Here is a 24,203-nt window from a genome sequence, read left to right as displayed (position 1 = left end):
ACCGGGCACAACAATCAATGCGCGATCGGCTGCGCACCATTCGGCACGCGAACATGCTTGTACTTGAACAGCGCGATGAACGCGAAGAACAGCACCAGCGAGTACCCGGCGAAGATCAGCCACACCGGCTGCCAGTCTGTAATGCCGTTGGTGGTGTACATCTCAACCACTTTACCGCTTACCACGCCGCCCAGAATACAACCGAAGCCGTTGGTCATCATCAGGAACATGCCCTGCGCACTGGCGCGGATTTCAGGCTTCACCTCTTTTTCCACAAACACCGAGCCGGAGATGTTGAAGAAGTCGAAGGCACAGCCGTAAACAATCATCGACAGAACCAGCAGCACGGTGCCGAACGCGCTTGGGTCGCCATAGGCGAACAGACCGAAGCGCAACATCCAGGCGGCGATACTGATCAGCATGACGTTCTTGATGCCGTAGCGGCTCAGGAAGAACGGGATGGTCAGGATGAACAGCGTCTCGGAGATCTGCGAGATGGACATCATCACCGACGCGTGTTCGACGATAAAGCTCCCGGCAAACAGCGGATCGTTATCGAAGCTGTGCAGGAAGGTATTACCGAACATGTTGGTGATTTGCAGTTCCGCGCCCAGCAGCATGGAGAAGATAAAGAAGATCGCCATGCGCTTGTTTTTGAACAGTGCGAAAGCGTCCAGGCCAAGCATGGTGCTCCAGCTCTGGTTTTTCTGCTGGTTAGACACCGGAATGGTGGGCAGCGTCAGGGTGAACAGCGCCAGCAGCACGGAGAGCGCGGCACCAATATACAGCTGCATATGGCTCAGCTCGAAGCCCGCGAAGCTCACGCCCCACATCGCCATGATAAAGCCGATGGTGCCCCAGATACGGATAGGCGGGAAGTCGGTGACGATATCCAGTCCGGCAGATTTCAGGCGGTAGTAGGAGATGGTGTTGATCAGGCCAAGCGTTGGCATATACGCCAGCGAGTTAAGCAGGATCACCATAAACATCGCCCCCGGCGTGGTCACTTCGGCCGCCATAAACAGCGTCCCCGCACCCACCAGATGGCAAAGCATGTATAGCCATTTCGCACTTAACCATTTATCCGCCACGATACCGAGCAGCGTTGGCATGAAAACAGCCGCAATGCCCAGCGAGCTGTAAACGGCACCGATCGACGCACCATCGAACTTGAGCGTCACAAACATATAGGAGCCGAGTGTAGTCAGCCAGCTACCCCACAGGCAGAACTGCAGAAACGACAAGATTTTAAGCTGCAGCTTAAGGTTCATGTTACTTTCCTCACAAGTGAGCGGGAGATATGTTGTTATAGGAACATTCAGGGTTGTTATTTGATGCAATTCTATCAGTTGGCAACGTTATGTTTTGTTACCTCCCGCAAAAAAATGCAATCCACATTAATTTGCAGTCTGGATTGTGATGCAAATAGCATTTTCGTATGGGTGGGGTGGAGTGAGTGCGGCCTGATGCCCCCTCACCCTAACCCTCTCCCCAAAGGGGAGAGGGAACTTGAACACCCTCTCCCCTTTGGGGAGAGGGCAGGGTGAGGGATGGTGTTGGTTTTTAACGGCGACGATAGTTCTTCTGCGCCGTATTCACCTTATACAGATAGCGGCGGGATTCCGCAGACGGGTGGCGGGTGGTGAGGGTAGCGTACACATCCCCCGGCGCCATGCTGTTGATGATGTTCGCGGCCTGCACTTTGTCATTCGAGAAGACGCGCAGCACGCTGCCCGCCCCGCCGTTGTAGGCGGTGATCACCGCATAGCGACGTGAGGTTGGGTTATCAATCCCGCCGAGATAGACATTGTTCAGCATCGCCAGATAGGCCGTGCCGGTATCAATGTTGCTCTGCGGGTCAAACAGGTAGCTGCGGCTCGGCGTGCCGGATTTCCCCTGCGCGCGGAACACGTCTTTACCGGCGCTGTGCTGCACAACCTGCATCAGCCCCAGCGCGTCGGAACGGCTTACCGCGTAGGGGTTGAACGAGGACTCGGTCTGCATAATCGCCAGGATCAGCGACTCATCCACGCCATACTTACGCGACGCCTGACGCACCATGCCCAGATACTTATGCGCACGCTTGTCGAGGTGGTTTGGCACCAGGTTGATGGTGACGCTGTAGATCACTTTCAGGCCGTTGGTACGGCTTTTCAGGCGCGTTTGCAGCAGATAGTCGGCAAATTTCGTGGCGCGGCCTTCCCAGCGGATCGGCTGACCGGTCTGGTCAACGACCTGGCCATACAGGAACGGCTCTTTGGAGATGGTGATGTCATCGGCATCAGAGTAGAGGTCGATAGACCCCGGATCGTCGCCCATCAGCAGGGTTTTAATGATGGCCTGACGTAAATGCGCCGCAGGTTCAGTCCCCGCGATGGTTTCAACCGTAATCGTACCGTCATCAAAGTTGATGTGGCTACGGGTCTGATAGGCGTCGGTGTACTTAACGTAGTCCTTCGGTCCGGCAATAAGAACTTCGTTAAATCCCCATATGTTCTCGATGTTGTGGGCAAACTGCCCCATCAAAATGTCAAAACCGTTGGTGTCCTTGACCCAGGCTTCGTTGTATTCATCGCCTTTTTTGGAAGAACAAGACACAAGCAACGGCGCAACAAGGGCTAGCGCTAAAAGTTTTTTCATCATTCCGGGAGTGCGTGTTGTGTTTGCTTTGGGGTTGCTGTTGCCGGGTGGCGCTGCGCTTACCCGACCTACAAAACCGTAGGCCCGTGCAAGCGCAGCGCAGCCGGGCAGCAGCTGCGCGTTATTATTTTTCCGGTGGCGTATAGCCTTCGATGTGGACGTCTTTACCCTCGAACAGGAAGTTCACCATCTCCTGCTCCAGCAGTTTGCGGTGTTCCGGGTTCATCATGCTGAGCTTTTTCTCGTTGATCAGCATGGTCTGTTTTTTCTGCCACTGTCCCCAGGCTTCTTTGGAGATCTCGTTGTAAATGCGCTTACCCAGGTCGCCCGGGTAGAGCTGGAAATCCTGGCCTTCAGCGTCGCGCTGTAGGAAAGTACAAAAAATGGTTCTGGCCATACTCATTCCTCTTTGTCTTGCCGATGCTAAACCATTGCACCGACACGTAATTGCTGTAACAGGCGCTCCACGGGAGCCGCCAGCCCGACTGATGGCGGTTGCGCTAAGTTATACCAGAGAGCGGTGCCTTCATCCATGCACGACGTGAATGAGGACACGGGAAGCCACATCGGCACAATGTCCAGATGGAAATGGCTGAAGGTATGACGGAACGCGTTGAGTTGCGTCAGGGTTTCGGCCGCAATGCCGCGCTGTTCAAGCCATGCCCGAAGCGAGGCTTCATCCTCAAACTGTGGGAAGCAGTATAGACCACCCCACAGGCCACTCGGCGGGCGCTGAGCGAGAAACACCTCGTCGCCATGCTGCATCAGCAGCATGTACCCGGTGCGTTCAGGCAGCGTCTGCTTCGGTTTTTTCCCCGGATACTGCGCCCAGGTGTGGTTCGCATAGGCCACGCAGAGGTTGTTTACCGGGCAGAGTTCGCACTTCGGTTTTGAACGGGTACAGACCATCGCGCCCAGATCCATCATCGCCTGGTTAAAACGCTCCACCCCTTTCGCCGGAGTGACCGCTTCACTGATCTCCCACAGGCGTTTCTCAACCTCTTTCTTACCCGGCCAGCCATCTACGGCGTAGCAGCGTGCGAGCACGCGCTTGACGTTGCCGTCGAGAATAGGGAAATGTTTGCCTAAAGAGAGGGAGAGAATGGCGCCTGCGGTCGAACGCCCGACGCCGGGCAAATCCGCCACCTCGTCGAAGGTTTCCGGGAATTTACCATTGTGGCGCGTCGCGACCTGCTGTGCGGCCTTGTGCAGGTTGCGCGCGCGGGCGTAATAGCCAAGCCCGGTCCACAGGTGCAGCACCTCGTCCAACGGGGCGTTCGCCAGATCGGTGACTGTCGGGAAGCGCGCCATAAAACGCTCGAAGTAAGGAATGACCGTCGCGACCTGCGTTTGTTGCAACATCACCTCGGAGAGCCATACTTTGTACGGCGTTTTTTCAATTTGCCAGGGCAGGGTTTTACGCCCGTATTTGTCGTACCAGTCCAGCACCTGGGCTGAAAATTGAGAGGCTTGCATGGTCATCGATTCGCTTAATCAGGGACGCAGATTGCAGCACAGCGTCAATCTGCTGTAAACCGGATCTTTCCCATGCTTGCATAGAAGCCTTAACTTTGGATAATGCCCGTTTCCCGAACATTCTCACAAGCAGACAACTCTTTTATGAAAAACGACGTCATTTCACCGGAATTTGATGAAAACGGTCGCCCGCTGCGCCGTATTCGCAGCTTTGTCCGCCGTCAGGGGCGCCTGACAAAAGGGCAGCAACACGCGCTGGACAACTACTGGCCGGTGATGGGCGTTGAGTTCAGCGAGCAACCGCTCGACTTCACCGACCTGTTTGGCCGCGACGCGCCAGTGACCCTGGAGATCGGCTTTGGTATGGGCACCTCGCTGGTCACTATGGCGAAAGCGCGCCCGGAGCAGAACTTCCTCGGTATTGAAGTACATTCGCCGGGCGTCGGCGCATGCCTGGCAACGGCCCATGAAGAGGGCGTTGAGAACCTGCGCGTCATGTGTCACGACGCGGTGGAAGTGCTGCACAAAATGATTCCTGACAATTCTTTGAACATGGTTCAGCTCTTTTTCCCTGACCCATGGCACAAAGCGCGTCATAATAAACGCCGTATCGTTCAGGCACCGTTTGCCGAGCTGGTGAAAAGTAAGCTCAAGCTGGGCGGCGTTTTCCACATGGCAACCGACTGGGAACCTTATGCGGAACATATGCTGGAAGTGATGTCGTCCCTGGACGGGTATAAAAATCAGTCTGAAAGCAACGACTACGTACCGCGTCCGGATTCACGTCCGGTGACAAAATTTGAACAGCGTGGCCATCGTCTTGGTCACGGCGTATGGGACTTAATGTTCGAGAGGGTGAAATAATGGCAAAGAATCGTAGCCGTCGTCTGCGTAAAAAGATGCACATCGAAGAATTCCAGGAAGTGGGTTTCTCCGTTGCCTGGCGTTTCCCGGAAGGCACCAGCGTTGAGCAGATCGATCAGGACGTTGATGCGTTCATCAACGAGGTGATCGAGCCAAACAAGCTGGCCTTCGACGGTAGCGGCTATCTGGCGTGGGAAGGTCTGATTTGCACCCAGGAAGTGGGGAAATGCACCGAAGAGCATCAGGCGCTGGTACGCAAATGGCTTGAAGACCACAAACTGGAAGATGTCCGCGTTAGCGAACTTTTCGACGTTTGGTGGGACTAATAAAGCAAGAACGGGGCCAGCATTAGCTGGCCCATTTTGTCTGAGGGAGTGTTTAAGATGCGCAAAACGTTGCTGGCTGTTGCTTTACTGGCAATCGGATCCACCGCCCATGCGGAGTATAAATGTAGCGTCACCCCGCGTGATGACGTGGTGCTGAGTCCGCAAACCGTGCAGGTTAAGGGCGAGAATGGCAATCTGGTGATTACGCCGGATGGCAACGTGACCTTTAACGGCAAACCGCAAAACCTGACGGCCGCCCAGCGCGAGCAGGCGATGGACTACCAGGCCGAGTTGCGTACCGCGCTGCCCTGGATCAACGATGGCGCGCTGACCCGCGTTGAAAAGAGCCGCGTGGCGCTGGATAAAATCATCACCAAAGAGGTGGGGGAGAGCAGCAATATGCGCACCCGCCTGACGAAGCTGGATAAGCAGCTGAAAGAGCAGATGAACCGTATTATCGAGACGCGCTCTGATGGCCTGACGTTCCATTATAAGGCGATCGATCAGGTGCGTGCCGACGGTCAGCAGCTGGTGAACCAGGCGATGGGCGGCATTCTCCAGGACAGCATCAACGAGATGGGCGCCAAAGCGGTGCTGAAGGGTGGCGGTAATCCTTTGCAGGGTGTACTGGGTAGTCTGGGCGGACTGCAAACCTCGATTCAGAACGAGTGGAAGAATCAGGAAGCCGATTTCCAGCAGTTCGGCAAAGACGTGTGTAAGCGCGTGGTGTCGCTGGAAGACAGCCGGAAGGCGCTGGTGGGGACGCTGAAGTAATTCACTTAGCCCCTCACCCTAACCCTCTCCCCAAAGGGGCGAGGGGATGTTTGCCCCCTCTCCCTTTCAGGGAGAGGGCCGGGGTGAGGGTTGCAGCGCTTGCAGCGTTACAAGGATCCTTTCTAACACCGCCTCTTCGTTATTCCAGAGTTCGTTGTTCCAGAATCGAATGACGTGCCAGTCCTTATGGTTTAACCACAATGTCCTTTGTCGATCGTATTCCTGATTTTCATCATGTTGTCCGCCATCCAGCTCAACGGCCAGCCGAGCCGCGCAACAGGCGAAATCCAGAATGTAGTTACCTACCGGGTGCTGTCGGCGAAATTTATAATTTTCGAAACGGCGGCTGCGCAGTAAATACCAAAGCCGTCTTTCTTCCTGTGTCAGCTCGCGTCTGAGCTGCTTTGCGTATGAACGTATTGTTTCCATCCCCACACTCTGCCAGCCTTTCCCTCAGCCAGCAGAACGGGATGTAAAATTCTGAATCAGCCTTCAGGATTTTCAGCGAGGAACAACTCAAGAAGGGAGTTCAGGAACAGCTTGCCGTGCTCGGTGATCTGCCAGGACACATCACACTCGGTCAGGTACCCCTGCGCCAGCGCCTCGTCAATCTGCGGGCGAATCACTGACTCCGGCAGCCCGGTATAACGCGTAAATTCCGCGCGCGGAGCGGCTTCCAGCAGACGGAAGCGGTTCATAAAGAACTCAAACGGCTTATCCACCGCCTCGACGTCGTGCTGACGCTCCAGGTAGCGGCCTTCCATATACCCGCGCGGATGACGCGTTTTGGCGGTACGCAGAATGCGTCCGTCCGGGAAGGTCACCTTGCCGTGCGCACCGCAGCCAATTCCGAGATAGTCGCCAAAACGCCAGTAGTTCAGATTGTGCTGACACTGATAGCCCGGCTTCGCATACGCCGACGTTTCGTATTGCTGATATCCCGCCGCGGTCAAAAGCTGGTGGCCCTGCTCGAAGATATCCCACAGCGCGTCGTCGTCCGGCAGCACCGGCGGGCGCGAACCAAACAGGGTGTTCGGTTCAATGGTCAACTGATACCACGACAGATGCGGCGGGTTCAGTTCAATCGCCTGACGCAAATCGTCCAGCGCTTCTTCGAGCGACTGATCCGGCAGGCCGTGCATCAGGTCGAGGTTAAAGCTGCGCAGCCCAAGCCCCGTTGCCAGGTTTGCCGCGCGCTTTGCCTCTTCCGGGCCGTGAATGCGCCCCAGACGCTTCAGCTTTGGCTCGCTAAAGCTCTGCACGCCGATAGAGATACGGTTCACGCCCGCACGCTGGTACTCGACAAAACGGTCGGCCTCAACGGTGCCGGGGTTGGCTTCCATCGTAATTTCAGCATCCGCTGCCAGGTTCAGGCGTGCGCGCACACCGTCCAGCAGCGTCTGCATCGCCGGGCCTGAAAGCAGGCTCGGCGTACCGCCACCAATAAAAATGGTCTTCACTTCACGTCCCTGTGCGTACGGTACATCGGCATCCAGATCGGCCAGCAGATGCGCGACGTAATCATCGTGCGGCACTTCACCCTTCAGCGCGTGCGAGTTGAAATCACAGTACGGACATTTCTGCACGCACCATGGGATGTGAATATAAAGACTCAGAGGCGGCAAATTAGCCATTACGCAGTGCTTCCAGTAACAGTTTCAGGGCGCGTCCACGGTGGGAGATCGCGCTTTTCTCTTCGCGGGTGAGTTCCGCAGCGGTTTTGCCCTCGGTCGGGACAAAGAAAATCGGGTCGTAACCAAAGCCGCCGTTGCCCGCCGCTTCACGGGTGATCACGCCCGGCCAGCTGCCGTGACAGACAATCGGCGTGGGATCTTCCGCGTGACGCATGTAGACCAACACGCAGTGGAACTGCGCGGTACGCTGTTCGTCAGGAACGTCTTTCAGGGCCACAAGCAGCTTTTCCAGGTTCTGCTGGTCGGTGGCGTCCGGCCCGGAATAGCGGGCGGAGTAAATCCCCGGCGCACCGCCCAGAAAATCCACGGCCAGACCGGAATCATCGGCAATCGCGGGCAGTCCGGTTACCTGCGCCGCATGGCGCGCTTTCAGAATGGCGTTTTCGATAAACGTCAGGCCGGTCTCTTCGGCGGAGTCCACGCCCAGCTCGGTCTGAGCCACCACGTCCAGCCCAAAATCATTTAATAGCGAGGCCAGCTCGCGCACTTTACCGGCGTTACCGGTGGCGAGAACAACTTTCTGCATGGTTTAGTCCTGTTCTGTCAGAGCCGCGACTTCCGTCGGGATAGATTGCGGGTTAAGGATTTTTACCTGTTTATGCCGGCCAAGTTCACCTTTCTCAATGATGACCTGGCTTTTAGCGACGCGAAACTGTTTAGCCAGATATTTGGTCAGATGCGCATTCGCCTGGCCGTCAACCGGCGGGGCCGTGATGGCGACTTTTAGCTCGTCGCCATGCAGCCCAACAATACTGTCGCGGCTGGCTTTCGGCTGAATGTACAGCCGTAAAACCAGCCCGTCGGCGCAGGGGCTAACTGCACTCATAACGCCATCCACAGCCCCGGCAGCAGCATATTACCCGTCGCCTGTAACAGTTCCGCGATACCCATATTCAGCACGTACAGCAGCAGAACGAGAAGCATCGGTGAGAAGTCGATTCCGCCCATCGCAGGCAGCAGGCTACGAATTGGACGCAGCAACGGTTCTGTCAGCTGAATCAACGCGTACTCCACCGGGCTACGGCCCCGGCTTACCCAGCTCATGATCGCCATCACCAGCAGGACCCAGAAGATCAGCGAGCCGACGGTTTTAACCAGGATCAGAACGGCTGAAATCCAGATAATCGGCTGGAAAGTGATGACCATAAACAGCACGATCGCTTTGATAACGCTCAGAATAAACGCCATCAGCAGAGATGAACTGTCAATCGGCCCCATTGCCGGAATGATGCGGCGAAGCGGCCCCACAATGGGCTGCGTGATTTTCACGATAAATTGTGAGAATGGATTGTAAAAATCACAACGGGCCCACTGCATCCAGACGCGCAACAGCAGCGCCATCGTATACAGTTCAATGACCGTTGAAAGCAGGAAAGTCAACGTCTTCATGGCGTTCCTCAGGTTTCCTTATTATTGGGGGTAATCGCGCGCACCGAAAATTGCTGTGCCGATGCGCACCATGGTGCTGCCTGCCGCGATGGCGGCTTCCATATCATCCGACATGCCCAGAGAAAGCGTGTCTACCGTGTCATAGCGCGCTTTAAGCGCCTCAAATGCTACAGCCATTTGCTGTGCTACGGCAAACTGCCTTTCATAACTTGACTCTGGCGCCGGGATAGCCATCAGCCCGCGCAGGGTTAAGCGCGGCAGCGCCGCCACGTCCGCCGCCAGCGCATCCAGTTCGCTCAGCGTAATGCCGGACTTGCTGTTTTCATCGCTGATGTTGATTTGAATTAGCACGTTAAGCGCTGGAATCTCAATAGGGCGCTGGTCGCTCAAACGGGTAGCGATACGCAGACGATCGATGGTGTGACACCAGTCGAAGTGCTCTGCTACCAGACGGCTTTTGTTCGACTGTAGCGGACCGATAAAGTGCCATTGCAGGTCTGCATTTCCCCGTTCCCGGAAAGCGAGAATCTTATCTACGCCTTCCTGCACATAGTTTTCACCAAAGGCACGATGACCGGCGGCTATCGCTTCTGCGATGGCGCTCGCAGGCTTGGTTTTGCTGACTGCAAGCAACGTAATTTCTTCTGGAGCACGGCCGCAACGTGTTGCCGCGGCTGAGATTTTGTCCCGGACCTGTGCCAGGTTATGCGCAATGTCGTTCATTTTCCGAGGAGTAGTCTATGGATGTGGAAGAAATTGTGGCCCTTAGTGTAAAGCATAACGTCTCCGATCTACACCTGTGCAGTGATTCACCTTCGCGCTGGCGCAGGTCAGGCCGTCTTGAACCTGCGCCGTTTCCGCCCCCGGATGTGGAGGCGTTATTAAAAGCGTGGCTCAACGATGAACAGCAGGGCGCCTGGTGGGCAAATGGGCAGGTTGATTTTGCCGTTACCCTCGCAGACCGTCAGCGCCTGCGCGGCAGTGCGTTTAAGCATATGCACGGCGTTTCGATCGCGCTGCGCCTGTTGCCGCTGACGTGCCCGCAGCTCTCTGCGTTAGGCGTGCCGCGCGCGATCCCGGAGCTTTTGTCCAATGACAATGGCCTGATTCTGGTCACCGGCGCCACCGGCAGTGGGAAATCGACCACCCTGGCCGCGATGGTCGATTTCCTCAATCACCAGACGGACGGGCATATTCTGACCCTTGAAGATCCGGTGGAGTTTATGTACCAGAGTGAACGTTGCCTGATCCAGCAGCGGGAGATAGGCCTGCACAGCCCGTCCTTTGCCGAGGCCCTGCGCAGCGCGCTGCGTGAAGATCCGGATGTGATTCTGCTTGGTGAGCTGCGCGACAGCGAGACGATACGCCTGGCGCTGACGGCGGCGGAAACCGGCCATCTGGTGTTGGCCACGCTGCACACGCGCGGTGCGGCGCAGGCGATCGAGCGCCTGGTCGATACCTTTCCGGCGCAGGAGAAAGATCCGGTGCGTAATCAACTGGCGGGAAGCCTGCGTGCGGTTCTGGCGCAGAAGCTGCGTCAGGATGTCCAGGGCGGGCGCGTGGCGCTGTATGAGCTACTGGTGAATACGTCGGCGGCGGCAAACCTGATCCGCGAAGGCAAAACCTGGCAACTGCCGGGCATTATTCAAACGGGGCAGCAGGCGGGGATGCAGAACTTTGAGCAGAGTCTGGCGGAGCGACGGGCGCAGGGGCGGCTGTAGGCCCCGGCGCTCAGTAACCCTGGTCGAAATAGCTTTCGAGGATAATGACGGCTGAAGCTGAATCCACGCTGCCTTTGTTCAACGCCCGGAAGCCACCGTGCTCGAACAGGCCAGCGCGTGCCTCGACGGTGCTCAAACGTTCATCGTGCAGCTTAACGGAGACACCAAAGCGGCCATGGATTTTGTTCGCGAACTTGCGCGCGCGGGCGGTAAGCGGCTGCTCGGTGCCGTCCATGTTCAGCGGCAGACCGACAATCACGTCGTCCGGCTGCCACTCTTTGAGCAAGCGCTCAATAAGGTTCCAGTCCGGCGTGCCGTCGTTAGCTTTCAGCGCAGTGAGCGGGCGAGCGGTGCCGGTGATCCGTTGACCCACAGCGACGCCGATGCTTTTGGTGCCGAAGTCGAAGGCGAGAAGGGTGCCGCTCATTACGCGTGCCCCGCAACGCCAGGCATGGTCAGAATATCAATGCCAATCAGTTTTGCCGCGTCACGCCAGCGATCGGCGATAGGGGTTTTAAACAGGATATTCATATCCGCAGGGGCCGTCAGCCAGGCGTTGTCCAGAATTTCTTGTTCCAGCTGCCCTTTTTCCCAGGAGGCGTAACCGAGCGCAACCAGCACCTCAGAAGGCTGACTGGCAGTGCCCAGCGTTTCAAGCACATCGCGAGAGGTGGTGACGACGGTGTTATCGGAGATACGAATGCTGGACGAGAAAACCGGCGGGGTATGCAGGATAAAACCACGATCTTCTGCAAGCGGACCGCCGAGCATCACCGGTTTATCGAGACGGATTTCCGGCAGCCGCGCTTCAGCAGGGATTTTCAGCTTGTCCAGAATCCCTTCAACCTGAAGGTTTTCCAGCGGCTTATTGATGATAATCCCCATCGCGCCGTCTTCGTTGTATTCACAAATATAGACCACGGCGCGGCGGAAAATCGGATCCTGGAGAGCAGGCATGGCAATAAGAAAGTGATGCTGTAAATTCATTGTCAGAGGTACTGTTTCCTGGTTTAAAAAGCGACAGCGCCCAGTATGGGGATAAACACAGGCGCTGTCACAGGTTATTTCTGTAAACGTTTTTCGATAGCGTCCATCAGCATTCCGGTGATCGAGATCGGGAATTCCGCTTCGATTTCACGAATGCAGGTTGGGCTAGTGACGTTCACTTCGGTCAGACGATCGCCGATGATATCGAGGCCAACGAAGATCAGGCCTTTGGCTTTAAGCGTAGGGCCGACGCGGCGGGCAATTTCCCAGTCGCTTTCGCTTAACGGACGCGGTTCGCCACGGCCGCCAGCCGCCAGGTTGCCACGGGTTTCCCCTCCCTGCGGGATACGCGCCAGGCAGTAAGGCACCGGCTCGCCGTCTACGACCAGCACACGCTTGTCGCCGTCTTTAATGGCTGGCAGATAGTTCTGTGCCATACAGTAGCGGGTTCCCAGCTCGGTCAGCGTTTCGGCAATCACGCCAATGTTCGGATCGCCTTCTTTCACCCGGAAGATCGACGCGCCGCCCATGCCGTCCAGCGGTTTCATGATGATGTCGCCGTGCTTCTGCCAGAATTCTTTCAGCTGCGTTTTGCTGCGGGTGACGAGCGTTTCCGGCGTAAGGTCAGAGAACCATGCGGTATAGAGCTTCTCGTTGCAGTCGCGCAGGCTCTGCGGCTTGTTGACGATCAGCGTGCCTTTCTCTTCGGCACGCTCAAGGATATAGGTGGAATAAATGTATTCGGTGTCGAACGGCGGATCTTTACGCATCAGGATGACGTTGAGGTCGGCCAGGGCAATATCCTGCTCGGTACCGAATTCGTACCATTTTTCGTAGTTCTGCTCGACGTTAACGATGCGGGTGCGTGCGCGGGCTTCACCGTTGATCAGGTAAAGATCGTTCATCTCCATGTAGTGGAGTTCATAGCCGCGACGCTGCGCTTCCAGCAGCATAGCGAAGCTGGAGTCTTTCTTGATGTTAATGTTTGCGATGGGGTCCATCACGATGCCGAGCTTAATCATCTTCTTCTCCGGTTATGGGTCTTTGCTTCAACCCAGATCGCCAAATCGCACCTGTAGCGCGGTAATGGCGGTGAGTGCCGTTGTCTCAGTGCGCAGAACGCGAGGTCCCAACAGAATATCAGTAAACTGGTAACGCGCCGTCATGGCAATTTCGTCAGCCGACAGGCCGCCTTCCGGGCCAATCAGCAGGCGTACACGCTCAACGGGCAGCGGCAGCGTATTGATGCTGGCGCTGGCGCGCGGATGAAGATTGAGCTTAAGCCCGCTTTCCTCTTCTGCACACCAGTCCTCCAGATCCATCGCCGGGCGGATCTCCGGGATACGATTGCGGCCGCTCTGTTCGCAGGCCGCAATGGCAATTTTTTGCCACTGCTGGATCTTTTTGTTCAGACGTTCCGCATCCAGTTTAACGCCGCAGCGCTCAGAAAAAAGTGGCGTAATGAGGCTTACACCCAGTTCAATGGATTTCTGAATGGTGAACTCCATCTTTTCCCCACGCGACATCACCTGGCCCAGGTGAATGTGCAGCGGCGATTCCCGGTCATCCACGTCGCCACGCAGCACCTTCACGTGCACGCTTTTTTTATCGGCGCGCGTAATTTCAGCGTCGAAAATCTGATTAGAGCCGTCAAAGAGCTGAACCGCCTGGCCTGCACCCATGCGCAGCACGCGGCCTACATGGTTTGCGGCATCATCAGACAGGGCGATTTCGCCGCCTGGGGTAATCAGTTCAGGGTGATAGATGCGAGGGATGCGCATAGTCAGAAATTCCATGTGTCATGCGATATAAGCGAATTGCCGTAGTGTAGGTTAGCTCTTTTGCGCCTGGCAAGCCCGCTGGACGTAAGGGTTGTGATTCCCCTGGACTTTGGCGATACGTTCGTCGCGCTGGCATTCCCAGTCCGTCACCGGGTAGAGCTTGTCCCAGGCATTGAAGAGCTGCGTCTGCTGGCGGGAAAGATTGAGATCGTAGCGGTCGCGCATATAGAAATAAGTGCGGGCGATGCTACCGCGCGCGCGGGCAGGCGGTTCGGCGACTTTCTCTTTGAAATCGACCTTCATGGCGCACTGACCGTACTGGCCTTCGCCACCGTTCCACTGGCTGTACATGAAGTTTCCGCGGTCGCCATTGACCTCACCCACGGCGGGTTGCAGGTTGTGCATATCGCTTTCCATCTGGCGGTAGACCGGATCTTTTGCGCAATTTTTACGTCCACCGTCCTGCCAGCACTGGCGCTGGTGGCCAAACTGCCAGGCCGGAACGACGTGTTCCCATTCGATTCGGCTGGCGCGGTTCTCGTTCTTGCGCACCTTATAGCCGCAGGATCCCAGATCCACGACCCCTTTCTTACCCTGCCAGTTAATTTTACAGCCGCAGTAGAAATCACCCGGTACGTCGGCGTTAATCTTTACGCCTGCGGTTTTTGCCTGAGAGAAACTGTGAATACCGTCGGCCAGAGCATGGCCGGAGAGCGCTGTCGCCAGAAAAGCGACCGCGAGAGAAACATTACGGGACATCTTACACTCCGTGTCAAAACGAGCCCGCAACGTAACGAATGTTGTTCCCGTATGCAATCAGTCAGATCAGGAAAGTTCCTGAAAGTTCGCGTGATTATTCCGCAACCAGCGGTTCGCCGCATTTAACGCAGCGGTAGGTCGCCTCGCCCCGCACTACGCGGTTATGGCGGCGGACGGTAAGCTGGTGCTGCTGGCACTGGCAGCGGTAGGGGAAGGTATTGCGGCGTACCGATTCCAGCTCGAACTGATGGGTGCGACGGGCCGGAACGCCGAGCACCGCCTCCATCATCCACTTCCACTCTTTGCCGTGCGGCGCGACGCGGCCAAAGTGCTTCCACACCAGCAGATGCGCCAGCTCGTGCGGCACCACTTCTTCGATAAACGCCTGCTGATTTTCCATCATCAACACCGGGTTGAGGCGGATCTCATACGATTCCAGCCAGGCGGTACCTGCCGCGGTGCCACGCTGCTGATAGACCAGCTTCGGTTCAGGATAATTGCGGCCGAGCTTCAGGTTGGCCTGGGCGAGTTTTTCCCGCAGGCTGCGCATAACGGCTTGCTGAATGGCGATGGGGAGACGGGGTGCTTTCATAGGGGCAGAGCATAAAGCGGGAAGCGGGGAGGCGCAAGAGGCGCCTCCCGCAGGAGGATCAGTCGTGTGCGCCGATTTCGCGCAGAGGACGACCTTTCATCAGGTTACGTTCAATGTGTTCCAGTGAAACATGTTTGGTTTCAGGAACCAGCCAGATAGTGAGAACAATAAAGAACAGGTTCAGACCGGCGTAGACCCAGAAGGTGTTGGCATTACCCAGAGTATTAAGCATGGTCAGGAACGTTGCGCCGACGATCATGTTGGCAATCCAGTTGGTCGCGGTAGAGCAGGTGATGCCAAAATCACGTCCTTTCAGCGGCTGGATCTCAGAGCACAGCACCCAAATCAGCGGACCGGCGCTCATCGCAAACCCAATGATAAACATCAGCAGCATCGCCACGGCGAAGTACTGTGCCGTTGGGGAGTGAATGCCCATGTGCATCATGGTACCCAGCACGCCCATCCCGACGGCCATCACCAGGAAGCCCAGCGTCAGGGTTGGCTTACGTCCCCAGCGGTCCACCAGACCGATAGCGATAAAGGTCGCCAGCACGTTGGTCAGGCCAACGATCACGGTGCCCCACATCTGCTCGGTGGTGTTGGTGTAGCCCGCCAGTTCGAAGATTTTCGGCGCGTAATACATGATGACGTTCATCCCGGTGAACTGTTGCATGATCTGTAACAGCACGCCGAGGAACACCGCGCGGCGGAAGTTGCTGTTCTCTTTGAACAGCGCCCAGCCGGACTGTTTGACCTTCAGGCTTTCGCGGATCTCTTCCAGCTCGTTTTTGGCTTCGGCGCTGGTATCACGCAGGCGTAAGAGCACGCGTTCGGCATCATGGAAGCGGCGTTTGGCGGCGAACCAGCGCGGACTGTCCGGCAGGAAGAAGACGCCAATCAGCAGCAGGATGGCAGGAATGATGATGACGCCCAGCATCCAGCGCCATGCGCCGCTGTAGCTGAATGCGGTATCGGAGAGATAAGCCCCCAGAATACCGATAGTGATCATCAGCTGATACATGGAAATCATGCTGCCGCGGATTTTTTCCGGAGCGATTTCAGACAGGTACAGCGGGGCAGTATAAGACGCCACGCCCACTGCCAGACCGAGCAGCACGCGGGAGATGATCAGCACTTCAACATTAGGCGCAGCGGCAGAGAACAGTGAGCCGGCAACGAACAGGATCGCGCCAATCATCAGGCTCTTTTTACGCCCGAGCTTAAAGGAGAGCCAGCCGCTGCCGACCGCGCCGACGGCGGCACCGAACATCATGGAGCTAACCACCCATTCCTGAGTGTGTGCGCTAATCTGGAACTCATCGGTGATGAAAGGTAATGCACCGGCAATTACGCCAATATCCAGGCCAAAGAGTAATCCTGCCAGAGCGGCGAGGAAGCAGACGAAGAACGTCATTGCCTTATTGGACGTACGCCCCTGTTTATTATTGTCAGGCATTATGCCCTCCAGTTGGGTTATCAGTTTTTACGATATAAAGAGTAGGTGAGCGGCTCATAAAAATATGTGAGTCAAATCACAACGGTGTAATCGGTTACACTGGCTTGTAACCGTAAAAATAATTAAAGCTTTGAAAATATAGAGGTAAATTAATTGATGTGCATCGCGTTTGCACAAATTTCAGACTTAACTGAAAGGGAATGTAACAGCAGAAGAAATGCGATCATGCAAAGAGAATATTCTGAAAGCGCGATATAGAGAGTGAGGTGTAAACGGTTCCAAACATTGTCGGGTGGCTACTAGCGCCTTACCCGGCCTACAAAAACTCACTACCCGTAGGTCGGGTAAGGCATAGCCGCCACCCGACATAAAAAAGGCCAGCACAAAGGCTGGCCTTTTTAAGCTGCTGGCAGTCGATTATTTCAGACCGGCAGCATCACGCAGCAGGGCGGCTTTGTCGGTTTTTTCCCATGGGAAATGTTCGCGACCAAAGTGACCGTACGCTGCGGTTTCCTGGTAGATTGGGTGCAGCAGATCCAGCATCTGAATCAGACCGTATGGACGCAGGTCGAAGAACTCACGCACCAGCAGGGTCAGCTGTTCAGAAGGCACTTTTTCAGTACCGAAGGTTTCCACCATGATGGAGGTTGGCTCAGCCACGCCGATGGCGTAGGAAACCTGAATTTCACAGCGGTCAGCCAGACCGGCAGCAACGATGTTTTTCGCCACATAACGTGCAGCGTACGCGGCAGAACGGTCAACTTTAGACGGATCTTTACCGGAGAATGCGCCGCCGCCGTGACGTGCCATGCCGCCGTAGGTATCTACGATGATTTTACGACCGGTCAGACCGCAGTCACCCATTGGGCCGCCGATAACAAAGCGTCCGGTTGGGTTGATGAAGAATTTGGTCGCAGAGCTCAGCCATTCAGTTGGCAGAACCGGCTTGATGATCTCTTCCATCACCGCTTCTTGCAGGGATTTCTGGTCAATCTCTTCAGCATGCTGCGTGGAAAGAACCACGGCATCAATACCGACGATTTTCCCGTCGTCATACTGGAAGGTCACCTGGCTTTTCGCATCCGGACGCAGCCACGGCAGGGTGCCGTTTTTACGTACTTCAGCCTGACGCTGCACCAGACGGTGTGCGTAGGTCACCGGCGCTGGCATCAGCACGTCGGTTTCGTTGGTTGCGTAGCCGAACATCAGGCCCTGGTCGCCCGCGCCCTGTTCCAGCGGATCGGCACGGTCAACGCCCTGGTTGATGTCCGGAGACTGTTTGCCAATCGCGCTCAGTACGGCGCAGGAGTTGGCATCAAAGCCCATATCAGAATGTACATAGCCGATCTCACGCACCGTGTTACGGGTGATCTCTTCGATATCAACCCATGCGCTGGTGGTGATCTCACCGCCAACCAGAACCATGCCGGTTTTGACATAGGTTTCACACGCTACGCGCGCCTTTGGATCCTGCGCGAGGATCGCATCCAGCACCGCATCGGAGATTTGGTCAGCAATTTTATCAGGATGTCCTTCTGATACGGACTCGGACGTAAACAGGTGTTTTGCCATGTTTTATTTCACCTAAGAGGAATTTGGTTAGCTCAAGCTGCTGTGTGGAATAGCCATAGGAGATAATTCTACCAAGGCCTACAGGATTTTGACACTGGCAGTCTGAGTGTTAATCGGTATGGATGGATTAACATCTGGACGTCTATTTTAGGTCACTTCTTCACCCGATTTCCAGTTTTTTTTGACTCACCTCTCATTGCGTTGAAAACGCTGCTGGAAATTTTTCCTGACGACGCTGGCAACCTGCGCATTTTTGTTTTGCTTTTTAGCGACCTTCTCGGTATAAAACGCGGCGCGCGGCTCATATAAAATAAGCGCTCGATGAACACATCGTGTCGCCACTTCCAGCCGGGTTAAGCAGTGAACTTTTAGCTTTGGCTTGTGGTCCGTTTCAGCAGAGGCGGCCGTGGAGGTGATACCAGATAATGAACCATCGTTTTCCGCTCATTCAGCGCAGCCGTTCTGGCGCGCATTTGATTCCCACCCGCACTTCTGGTCTAAACACCTGCCGATGTTATACCCATCTCGGTGCTTCTCAGGATTCCAGAGCCGGTCACGCTTTGTGAAAACTGAACAAGGGCGCTCTTGTTAATACAGGAGTTTTCTCGTGGTTTCGCCGAACCTTGTCATACAGAGTTCGGATACGTGTTTTACAATGATATGAATAAGAAACCGGTCGCACGGTCTGGATTTCAGCATACTCTGCTGGGAAATGGAGCCGTTAATGGGTTGTTATCGCCGTATAACGCTGCGATAGTAGTCAACTGTTTTACACTTAATACAAAGAGTTGAGGTTCGCTATGTCTGACGACATGTCTTCGCTTTCGCCTTCGTCAGCAGGCGAACAGGGTGTACTACGTTCTATGCAGGAGGTTGCGATGAGCTCCCAGGAAGCCAGCAAGATGCTGCGCACTTACAATATTGCCTGGTGGGGCAATAACTACTACGACGTTAACGAGCTGGGCCACATCAGTGTCTGCCCGGATCCGGACGTCCCGGAAGCGCGCGTGGATCTCGCTAAACTGGTGAAAACCCGTGAAGCGCAGGGTCAGCGCTTGCCTGCACTGTTCTGCTTCCCGCAGATCCTGCAACATCGCCTGCGTTCTATTAACGCCGCGTTCAAACGCGCGCGGGAATCGTATGGTTATAACGGCGACTATTTCCTCGTTTACCCGATCAAGGTCAACCAGCACCGTCGCGTGATTGAGTCCCTGATCCACTCCGGCGAGCCGCTGGGCCTGGAAGCAGGCTCTAAAGCGGAGCTGATGGCGGTTCTGGCGCACGCGGGCATGACCCGGTCGGTGATCGTCTGTAACGGCTATAAAGATCGCGAATACATTCGTCTGGCGCTGATTGGCGAGAAGATGGGCCACAAGGTCTATCTGGTGATCGAGAAGATGACCGAAATCGCGATCGTGCTGGAAGAGGCCGAGCGTCTGAACGTGATCCCGCGCCTTGGCGTGCGTGCGCGACTGGCGTCGCAGGGTTCCGGTAAATGGCAGTCTTCCGGCGGTGAAAAATCCAAGTTCGGCCTCGCGGCGAACCAGGTGCTTCAGCTGGTGGAAATTCTGCGCGAGCGCGGTCGTCTGGACAGCATTCAGCTGCTGCACTTCCACCTCGGCTCGCAGATGGCCAACATTCGCGACATCGCCACCGGCGTGCGTGAATCGGCACGTTTCTACGTTGAGCTGCATAAGCTCGGCGTGAATATTCAGTGCTTTGACGTGGGCGGCGGCCTGGGCGTGGACTACGAAGGGACCCGCTCGCAGTCTGACTGTTCGGTAAACTATGGCCTGAACGAATATGCCAACAACATCATCTGGGCGATTGGCGATGCCTGCGAAGAGCACGGCCTGCCGCACCCGACGGTGATCACCGAATCCGGCCGCGCGGTCACGGCGCACCATACGGTACTGGTCTCTAACATCATTGGCGTTGAGCGTAGCGAAATCACCGAAGCCACGCCTCCGGCAGACGATGCCCCACGTTCCCTGCAAAGCATGTGGGAAACCTGGCAGGAGATGCACGAGCCTGGCACGCGTCGTTCCCTGCGCGAATGGCTGCACGACAGCCAGATGGACCTGCACGATATTCACGTCGGCTACTCGTCAGGCACATTCAGCCTGCAAGAGCGCGCGTGGGCCGAGCAGCTCTACCTGAATATGTGCCACGAAGTGCAGAAACAGCTCGACCCGAGCAACCGCGCGCACCGTCCGATTATCGACGAGTTGCAGGAGCGTATGGCGGACAAAATGTACGTCAACTTCTCCCTGTTCCAGTCGATGCCGGATGCCTGGGGTATCGACCAGCTATTCCCGGTTCTGCCGCTGGAAGGGCTGAACCACGCCCCGGAACGCCGCGCCGTGCTGCTGGACATCACCTGTGACTCTGACGGCGCGATTGACCATTACGTTGACGGTGACGGTATCGCAACGACGATGCCAATGCCGGAGTACGATCCGGAGAACCCGCCAATGCTGGGCTTCTTTATGGTGGGGGCGTATCAGGAGATCCTCGGCAACATGCACAACCTGTTCGGTGATACCGAAGCGGTTGACGTGTTTGTCTTCCCTGACGGCAGCGTGGAGGTTGAGCTGTCCGACGAAGGGGACACCGTGGCGGACATGCTCGAATACGTTCAGCTGGATCCGAAAAAACTGCTCACCCAGTTCCGCGATCAGGTGAAAAACACCGGTCTGGACGATGCCTTGCAGCAGCAGTTCCTGGAAGAGTTTGAAGCGGGTCTGTACGGGTACACCTACCTGGAAGATGAGTAGGTAAACTCCCTCTCCCCGTGGGAGAGGGGCGGGGTGAGGGCAACAGACCGCACAATGCCCTATACTCACTTGAACCCGTATGAATTAACGGCGATAATTCGCCCCAATTAGCGATTTACGAATCAATCCCTTCCTCGTCGGGTTTAACGACGCGGAGGGGATTTTTTTTCATCTGTTTTTAATGTATCGACTTTATAAGAGGTCAGGACATGAGCACTTTAGGTCATCAGTACGATAACTCTCTGGTATCTAACGCGTTTGGTTTTTTACGCCTTCCGATGAACTTCCAGCCGTACGACAGCGATGCGGACTGGGTGATCACCGGCGTACCGTTCGACATGGCAACGTCCGGTCGCGCGGGTGGTCGTCATGGTCCGGCGGCGATCCGTCAGGTTTCCACTAACCTGGCCTGGGAGCACAACCGCTTCCCGTGGAACTTCGACATGCGCGAGCGCCTGAACGTGGTGGACTGCGGCGATCTGGTGTACGCCTTCGGCGACGCGCGTGAGATGAGCGAAAAATTGCAGGCGCACGCCGAGAAGCTGCTGGCGGCCGGTAAACGCATGCTCTCCTTCGGCGGTGACCACTTCGTGACCCTGCCGCTGCTGCGCGCCCACGCGAAGCACTTCGGCAAAATGGCGCTGGTGCACTTCGATGCGCACACCGACACCTACGCGAACGGCTGCGAGTTCGACCACGGCACCATGTTCTACACCGCGCCGAAGGAAGGCCTGATCGATCCGAACCACTCCGTGCAGATCGGCATCCGCACCGAGTTTGACAAAGACAACGGCTTTACCGTGCTGGACGCGGGCCAGGTGAACGATCGCGGCGTGGACGATATTCTGGCTCAGGTTAAGCAGATCGTCGGCGATATGCCTGTCTACCTGACCTTCGACATCGACTGCCTGGATCCGGCATTCGCACCGGGTACCGGTACGCCGGTGATCGGCGGCCTGACATCAGACCGCGCCATCAAGCTGGTGCGCGGCCTGAAGGATCTGAACATCGTCGGGATGGACGTGGTGGAAGTGGCTCCGGCATATGACCAGTCCGAGATCACCGCGCTGGCCGCGGCGACCCTGGCGCTGGAAATGCTCTACATCCAGGCGGCGAAAAAAGGCGAATAAGCCTTACGCGCTGATTGCTGCTGCGCGCCGCATGCGCAGCAGCAACATTCCCCCGGCAAGCAGGGTGATAACCTGCGAAACGACCAGCACCGAAAAGCCTGAACTGACCGACCCCACCGATCTCATCACCATCCCCATCAGCAGCGGAATAAACGCCGCGCAGATATTGCCGATCCCATTGATTATGCCGTAAGCGCTGCCCACCGCTTCCCGCGCGGCGTGATGCTGGATCACCGCCGGAATAGCCGCCCCCTGTAGCCCCCAGAAGACATTAGCCGAAAGCATAAACAGCGCCAGCCAGGCAGGCTGATGGCTGAGCATCAGCGCGACCACGGACAGCGCCGTCATCGCCCCGGCCACCACAAACAGCACCGGTGCCTGTTCCGGACGCATTTTGTCGAGCAGCACGCCGCCCAGAAACTTTGACCCCAGGCTGAGCAGGAAGGGGATCGCCGCAAGCCAGCCCGTGGCATGCAGCGAGAAATGATGCTCGTCACGCAGCCACGCGGGCAGCCAGGCGCTGCTCCCCCAGAGATAGCTCAGGGTGGCGATTTCAACCACCATGATCCAGCCCAGCAGCGGCGTCTGCCAGGCCAGCGTGAAGGTGTGGACAAACCCCGGTTTTTTCGCGGTCGGGAGCTTGCGCGGCGCGGGCAGAAAACGCCAGATTAAGCTGCCCCCGAGGAGAAGGTTGATTGCCGCCAGTGCATAAAACGATCCGGCCCAGCCCAGATGCGACATCAGCCAGGTCACCAGCGGAAAGCCCACGGCCAGCCCGAGCGAGACGCCCAGCGCGGTCACGGCGTTGGGTTTACCGATCTCTTGCGCGCTAAAGTTATCGCTGATAAAGCGCGTTTTCAGCGAAAATAGCGGACCCTCCGCGATCCCCAGAATCACGCGGGCAATGAGCATTCCCGTCAGCGAGCCGAGCAAAGGTGAAGCCGCGCAGACCGCGGCCCAAATCGCAATGCTGCTTAATAATCCCTGCCGATAATGAAGTTTGCTTTCAATAACCGGCGTTAATAATAGAGCGGAAAAACCATAACCCAGAAGAAAGCAGGTCATGAGCAGGCCCTGTAACATTCTGTTTTCATTTAACTGAAAATGTTCGGCAAATTCCGGGTTTAAAATCATTACCGAGATATTTACCCGATCGACGTACGAAATAATAATGAGTAATAAAAGCGCAATCGTGCCTTGCCATCTTGCCGTCATCATGTCCGCCTTACGTTTTTTGTAACTTATATTTTTCATCAATGTGATTGTCACGGAGCTAAAATGGTTCACCTGTGAAACTCTTTGTTTAGTAAAGATAAATTAAAAATGAGTTTCACAGGTGAAACGCGAAAGAGGTGACGTTCATTTATTTTTAAAGAGTAAAAAGAAAGGAAGTCAATATCTTTTATTCAAAATAAGAGGCCATTAAAAAAACGTATTTCTCACGCTGCAATAATGAAAATTTCATATCGCTGCATTTTTTCGTGATCCCTTGCACACTTAGTTAATTAATTGCTGATCAATTAACAAATTCGTCACATTGTCACTTGACGAAACATTCATCGCTTTTATATTGACCGTATTAAATAAGAAACAGAGTTTCATATATGAAACAAAAGCCTGGAGGATCGTGATGAGCTGGATAGGCGTATGTGACGCAGAGCAAGTACAGGAAGATTTCCCTTTTAGCGGCAACGTCGACGGTAAAGAGATCGGCGTTTACCTGATCGACGGTGAATATTACGCGCTGGAGGACGTATGCCCGCACGCCTATGCCCTGCTGAGTCAGGGCTTCGTGGAAGACGGCAAGGTGGAATGCCCGCTGCACGAGGCGGTATTCGACGTCAAAACCGGTCAGTGCCTGCACGGCCCCGGCGGGCGCAACCTCAACCGCTACCCGGTTCGGGTCTTTGAAAACCAGATTCAGATTACCTTCGTCGAGGAGACCGTGGCATGAGCGACACCCTGAACTTCAACCCGGCGCTGCCGGAAAGCCGCCAGTTTACCCCACCGGCAGAGGGCGGTAATGGCGCCATTCATAAGCCGGGTGATTACACCAACCTGATCTGGCAAACCCGCAGCCGCGAGCCGGAAAGCTGGGAAGTGAAGCTGATTGCGACGCTGGAAGATCTCTTCGAGCAGGGCGTTGAAACCTTGCCGGAGCTGGTAAGCGGGCTGAACGCGGTGCGCATGCACGACCAGCAGGGCGAGCCGTGGAGCGACGCCAGCTTCCAGGCATTCTTACAGGTTAACGGCTACTGAGGGCAA

The 24,203-nt window shown here is 56.0% G+C and carries 29 protein-coding genes; 10 read left to right on the top strand and 19 right to left on the bottom strand.

Going from position 1 to position 24,203, the window contains the following annotated elements; all coding sequences use genetic code 11:
• Positions 1 to 14: 14 nt before the first annotated feature.
• The 4 genes from ACOTZD_RS06055 to mutY form a co-directional block, all read right to left on the bottom strand.
• Complete coding sequence (locus ACOTZD_RS06055; protein WP_003862429.1) at positions 15 to 1,271, bottom strand: nucleoside permease; 1,257 nt, start codon at positions 1,269 to 1,271, stop codon at positions 15 to 17.
• Between the two features lie 292 nt (positions 1,272 to 1,563).
• Positions 1,564 to 2,640, bottom strand: a complete 1,077-nt coding sequence (gene mltC / locus ACOTZD_RS06050) for a membrane-bound lytic murein transglycosylase MltC (RefSeq protein ID WP_003862427.1) — start codon at positions 2,638 to 2,640, stop codon at positions 1,564 to 1,566.
• 124 nt (positions 2,641 to 2,764) lie between these two features.
• A complete protein-coding gene (locus ACOTZD_RS06045; RefSeq protein ID WP_003862425.1) occupies positions 2,765 to 3,037 on the bottom strand; it encodes an oxidative damage protection protein in 273 nt (90 codons plus the stop codon).
• Positions 3,038 to 3,063: 26 nt separating this feature from the next.
• Positions 3,064 to 4,116, bottom strand: coding sequence for an A/G-specific adenine glycosylase (gene mutY, locus ACOTZD_RS06040; protein ID WP_023314826.1), 1,053 nt, complete (start codon positions 4,114 to 4,116; stop codon positions 3,064 to 3,066).
• A gap of 144 nt (positions 4,117 to 4,260) precedes the next feature.
• Here mutY and trmB point away from each other — a divergent pair, with 144 nt between their 5' ends.
• The 3 genes from trmB to ACOTZD_RS06025 are packed head-to-tail and all read left to right on the top strand — an operon-like array spanning position 4,261 to position 6,080.
• Positions 4,261 to 4,980: a tRNA (guanosine(46)-N7)-methyltransferase TrmB gene (gene trmB / locus ACOTZD_RS06035; protein WP_015571843.1), complete on the top strand. Its 720-nt coding sequence runs from the start codon at positions 4,261 to 4,263 to the stop codon at positions 4,978 to 4,980.
• Positions 4,980 to 5,306 (top strand): YggL family protein, encoded by a 327-nt coding sequence (locus ACOTZD_RS06030; protein ID WP_003862421.1) that lies wholly within the window; start codon positions 4,980 to 4,982, stop codon positions 5,304 to 5,306. The genes trmB and ACOTZD_RS06030 overlap by 1 nt, the downstream gene beginning before the upstream one ends.
• 57 nt (positions 5,307 to 5,363) lie before the next feature.
• Positions 5,364 to 6,080 carry a DUF2884 domain-containing protein gene (locus ACOTZD_RS06025; RefSeq protein WP_003862419.1) on the top strand — a complete coding sequence of 239 codons (717 nt, stop codon included), beginning with the start codon at positions 5,364 to 5,366 and terminating at the stop codon, positions 6,078 to 6,080.
• Between the two features lie 66 nt (positions 6,081 to 6,146).
• Here the strand turns inward: ACOTZD_RS06025 and ACOTZD_RS06020 are convergent, their stop codons facing one another.
• Genes ACOTZD_RS06020 through ACOTZD_RS05995 form a run of 6 tightly spaced genes read right to left on the bottom strand, consistent with a single transcriptional unit; the run spans position 6,147 to position 9,886 of the window.
• Positions 6,147 to 6,509 (bottom strand): endonuclease domain-containing protein, encoded by a 363-nt coding sequence (locus ACOTZD_RS06020; protein WP_045337264.1) that lies wholly within the window; start codon positions 6,507 to 6,509, stop codon positions 6,147 to 6,149.
• Between the two features lie 56 nt (positions 6,510 to 6,565).
• Entirely contained in the window at positions 6,566 to 7,714 is a 1,149-nt protein-coding gene (hemW, locus tag ACOTZD_RS06015; protein ID WP_045332868.1) for a radical SAM family heme chaperone HemW, read from the bottom strand.
• Complete coding sequence (locus ACOTZD_RS06010; protein ID WP_022651831.1) at positions 7,707 to 8,300, bottom strand: XTP/dITP diphosphatase; 594 nt, start codon at positions 8,298 to 8,300, stop codon at positions 7,707 to 7,709. Before ACOTZD_RS06010 ends, hemW begins: the two co-directional genes overlap by 8 nt.
• 3 nt (positions 8,301 to 8,303) lie before the next feature.
• Positions 8,304 to 8,600 (bottom strand): DUF167 family protein YggU, encoded by a 297-nt coding sequence (yggU, locus tag ACOTZD_RS06005; protein ID WP_003860023.1) that lies wholly within the window; start codon positions 8,598 to 8,600, stop codon positions 8,304 to 8,306.
• A complete protein-coding gene (locus tag ACOTZD_RS06000) occupies positions 8,597 to 9,163 on the bottom strand; it encodes a YggT family protein (RefSeq protein ID WP_003860024.1) in 567 nt (188 codons plus the stop codon). The genes yggU and ACOTZD_RS06000 overlap by 4 nt, the downstream gene beginning before the upstream one ends.
• A gap of 21 nt (positions 9,164 to 9,184) precedes the next feature.
• Positions 9,185 to 9,886 carry a YggS family pyridoxal phosphate-dependent enzyme gene (locus tag ACOTZD_RS05995; protein WP_045345615.1) on the bottom strand — a complete coding sequence of 234 codons (702 nt, stop codon included), beginning with the start codon at positions 9,884 to 9,886 and terminating at the stop codon, positions 9,185 to 9,187.
• Positions 9,887 to 9,903: 17 nt separating this feature from the next.
• Between ACOTZD_RS05995 and ACOTZD_RS05990 the strand changes: the two genes are divergently transcribed.
• Positions 9,904 to 10,884, top strand: coding sequence for a type IV pilus twitching motility protein PilT (locus ACOTZD_RS05990; RefSeq protein WP_174401941.1), 981 nt, complete (start codon positions 9,904 to 9,906; stop codon positions 10,882 to 10,884).
• A 10-nt stretch (positions 10,885 to 10,894) separates the two neighbouring features.
• Here ACOTZD_RS05990 and ruvX read toward each other — a convergent pair whose 3' ends face one another.
• From ruvX to metK, 8 genes are all read right to left on the bottom strand, one after another.
• The gene (gene ruvX / locus ACOTZD_RS05985) at positions 10,895 to 11,311 is read right to left on the bottom strand and encodes a Holliday junction resolvase RuvX (RefSeq protein WP_003860030.1); all 417 of its coding nucleotides are present in this window, start codon (positions 11,309 to 11,311) and stop codon (positions 10,895 to 10,897) included.
• A complete protein-coding gene (locus ACOTZD_RS05980; RefSeq protein WP_003860031.1) occupies positions 11,311 to 11,871 on the bottom strand; it encodes a YqgE/AlgH family protein in 561 nt (186 codons plus the stop codon). Before ACOTZD_RS05980 ends, ruvX begins: the two co-directional genes overlap by 1 nt.
• Before the next feature lie 74 nt (positions 11,872 to 11,945).
• The gene (gshB, locus tag ACOTZD_RS05975) at positions 11,946 to 12,893 is read right to left on the bottom strand and encodes a glutathione synthase (RefSeq protein ID WP_003860032.1); all 948 of its coding nucleotides are present in this window, start codon (positions 12,891 to 12,893) and stop codon (positions 11,946 to 11,948) included.
• A 27-nt stretch (positions 12,894 to 12,920) separates the two neighbouring features.
• The gene (rsmE, locus tag ACOTZD_RS05970) at positions 12,921 to 13,652 is read right to left on the bottom strand and encodes a 16S rRNA (uracil(1498)-N(3))-methyltransferase (RefSeq protein WP_174401940.1); all 732 of its coding nucleotides are present in this window, start codon (positions 13,650 to 13,652) and stop codon (positions 12,921 to 12,923) included.
• A gap of 51 nt (positions 13,653 to 13,703) precedes the next feature.
• Positions 13,704 to 14,411, bottom strand: a complete 708-nt coding sequence (gene endA / locus ACOTZD_RS05965) for a deoxyribonuclease I (RefSeq protein WP_003860034.1) — start codon at positions 14,409 to 14,411, stop codon at positions 13,704 to 13,706.
• 94 nt (positions 14,412 to 14,505) lie between these two features.
• Positions 14,506 to 15,003: a SprT family zinc-dependent metalloprotease gene (locus tag ACOTZD_RS05960; protein WP_003860035.1), complete on the bottom strand. Its 498-nt coding sequence runs from the start codon at positions 15,001 to 15,003 to the stop codon at positions 14,506 to 14,508.
• Positions 15,004 to 15,061: 58 nt separating this feature from the next.
• The gene (gene galP / locus ACOTZD_RS05955; RefSeq protein ID WP_015571832.1) at positions 15,062 to 16,459 is read right to left on the bottom strand and encodes a galactose/proton symporter; all 1,398 of its coding nucleotides are present in this window, start codon (positions 16,457 to 16,459) and stop codon (positions 15,062 to 15,064) included.
• 417 nt (positions 16,460 to 16,876) lie between these two features.
• Entirely contained in the window at positions 16,877 to 18,031 is a 1,155-nt protein-coding gene (gene metK, locus ACOTZD_RS05950; RefSeq protein WP_003860037.1) for a methionine adenosyltransferase, read from the bottom strand.
• Between the two features lie 425 nt (positions 18,032 to 18,456).
• Here metK and ACOTZD_RS05945 point away from each other — a divergent pair, with 425 nt between their 5' ends.
• The 4 genes from ACOTZD_RS05945 to speB all read left to right on the top strand — a co-directional run bounded on the left by ACOTZD_RS05945 (position 18,457) and on the right by speB (position 21,938).
• A complete protein-coding gene (locus tag ACOTZD_RS05945) occupies positions 18,457 to 18,597 on the top strand; it encodes a hypothetical protein (RefSeq protein ID WP_418235904.1) in 141 nt (46 codons plus the stop codon).
• Between the two features lie 94 nt (positions 18,598 to 18,691).
• Positions 18,692 to 18,823 (top strand): acid stress response protein YqgB, encoded by a 132-nt coding sequence (gene yqgB, locus ACOTZD_RS05940; RefSeq protein WP_057979949.1) that lies wholly within the window; start codon positions 18,692 to 18,694, stop codon positions 18,821 to 18,823.
• An 8-nt stretch (positions 18,824 to 18,831) separates the two neighbouring features.
• A complete protein-coding gene (speA, locus tag ACOTZD_RS05935; protein ID WP_017382922.1) occupies positions 18,832 to 20,808 on the top strand; it encodes a biosynthetic arginine decarboxylase in 1,977 nt (658 codons plus the stop codon).
• A 209-nt stretch (positions 20,809 to 21,017) separates the two neighbouring features.
• A complete protein-coding gene (speB, locus tag ACOTZD_RS05930) occupies positions 21,018 to 21,938 on the top strand; it encodes an agmatinase (protein WP_017382921.1) in 921 nt (306 codons plus the stop codon).
• A gap of 3 nt (positions 21,939 to 21,941) precedes the next feature.
• On the opposite strand, the gene ACOTZD_RS05925 is transcribed toward speB, so the two are convergent.
• A complete protein-coding gene (locus tag ACOTZD_RS05925) occupies positions 21,942 to 23,153 on the bottom strand; it encodes an MFS transporter (RefSeq protein ID WP_174401951.1) in 1,212 nt (403 codons plus the stop codon).
• Positions 23,154 to 23,568: 415 nt separating this feature from the next.
• Between ACOTZD_RS05925 and ACOTZD_RS05920 the strand changes: the two genes are divergently transcribed.
• Positions 23,569 to 23,892: a Rieske (2Fe-2S) protein gene (locus tag ACOTZD_RS05920; RefSeq protein ID WP_003860044.1), complete on the top strand. Its 324-nt coding sequence runs from the start codon at positions 23,569 to 23,571 to the stop codon at positions 23,890 to 23,892.
• On the top strand, positions 23,889 to 24,197 hold the full coding sequence (locus ACOTZD_RS05915; RefSeq protein ID WP_022651826.1) for a recombinase-like helix-turn-helix domain-containing protein: 309 nt from the start codon (positions 23,889 to 23,891) through the stop codon (positions 24,195 to 24,197). The genes ACOTZD_RS05920 and ACOTZD_RS05915 overlap by 4 nt, the downstream gene beginning before the upstream one ends.
• Positions 24,198 to 24,203 lie beyond the last annotated feature (6 nt).

It is taken from the genome of Enterobacter cloacae complex sp. SHL022 (assembly GCF_049237785.1).
In the GTDB taxonomy this organism is placed as follows: Bacteria; Pseudomonadota; Gammaproteobacteria; order Enterobacterales; family Enterobacteriaceae; genus Enterobacter; species Enterobacter hormaechei_C.
The sequence above is the reverse complement of the archived record's forward strand: the minus strand, read 5'-3'. Positions and strand labels throughout refer to the sequence as shown.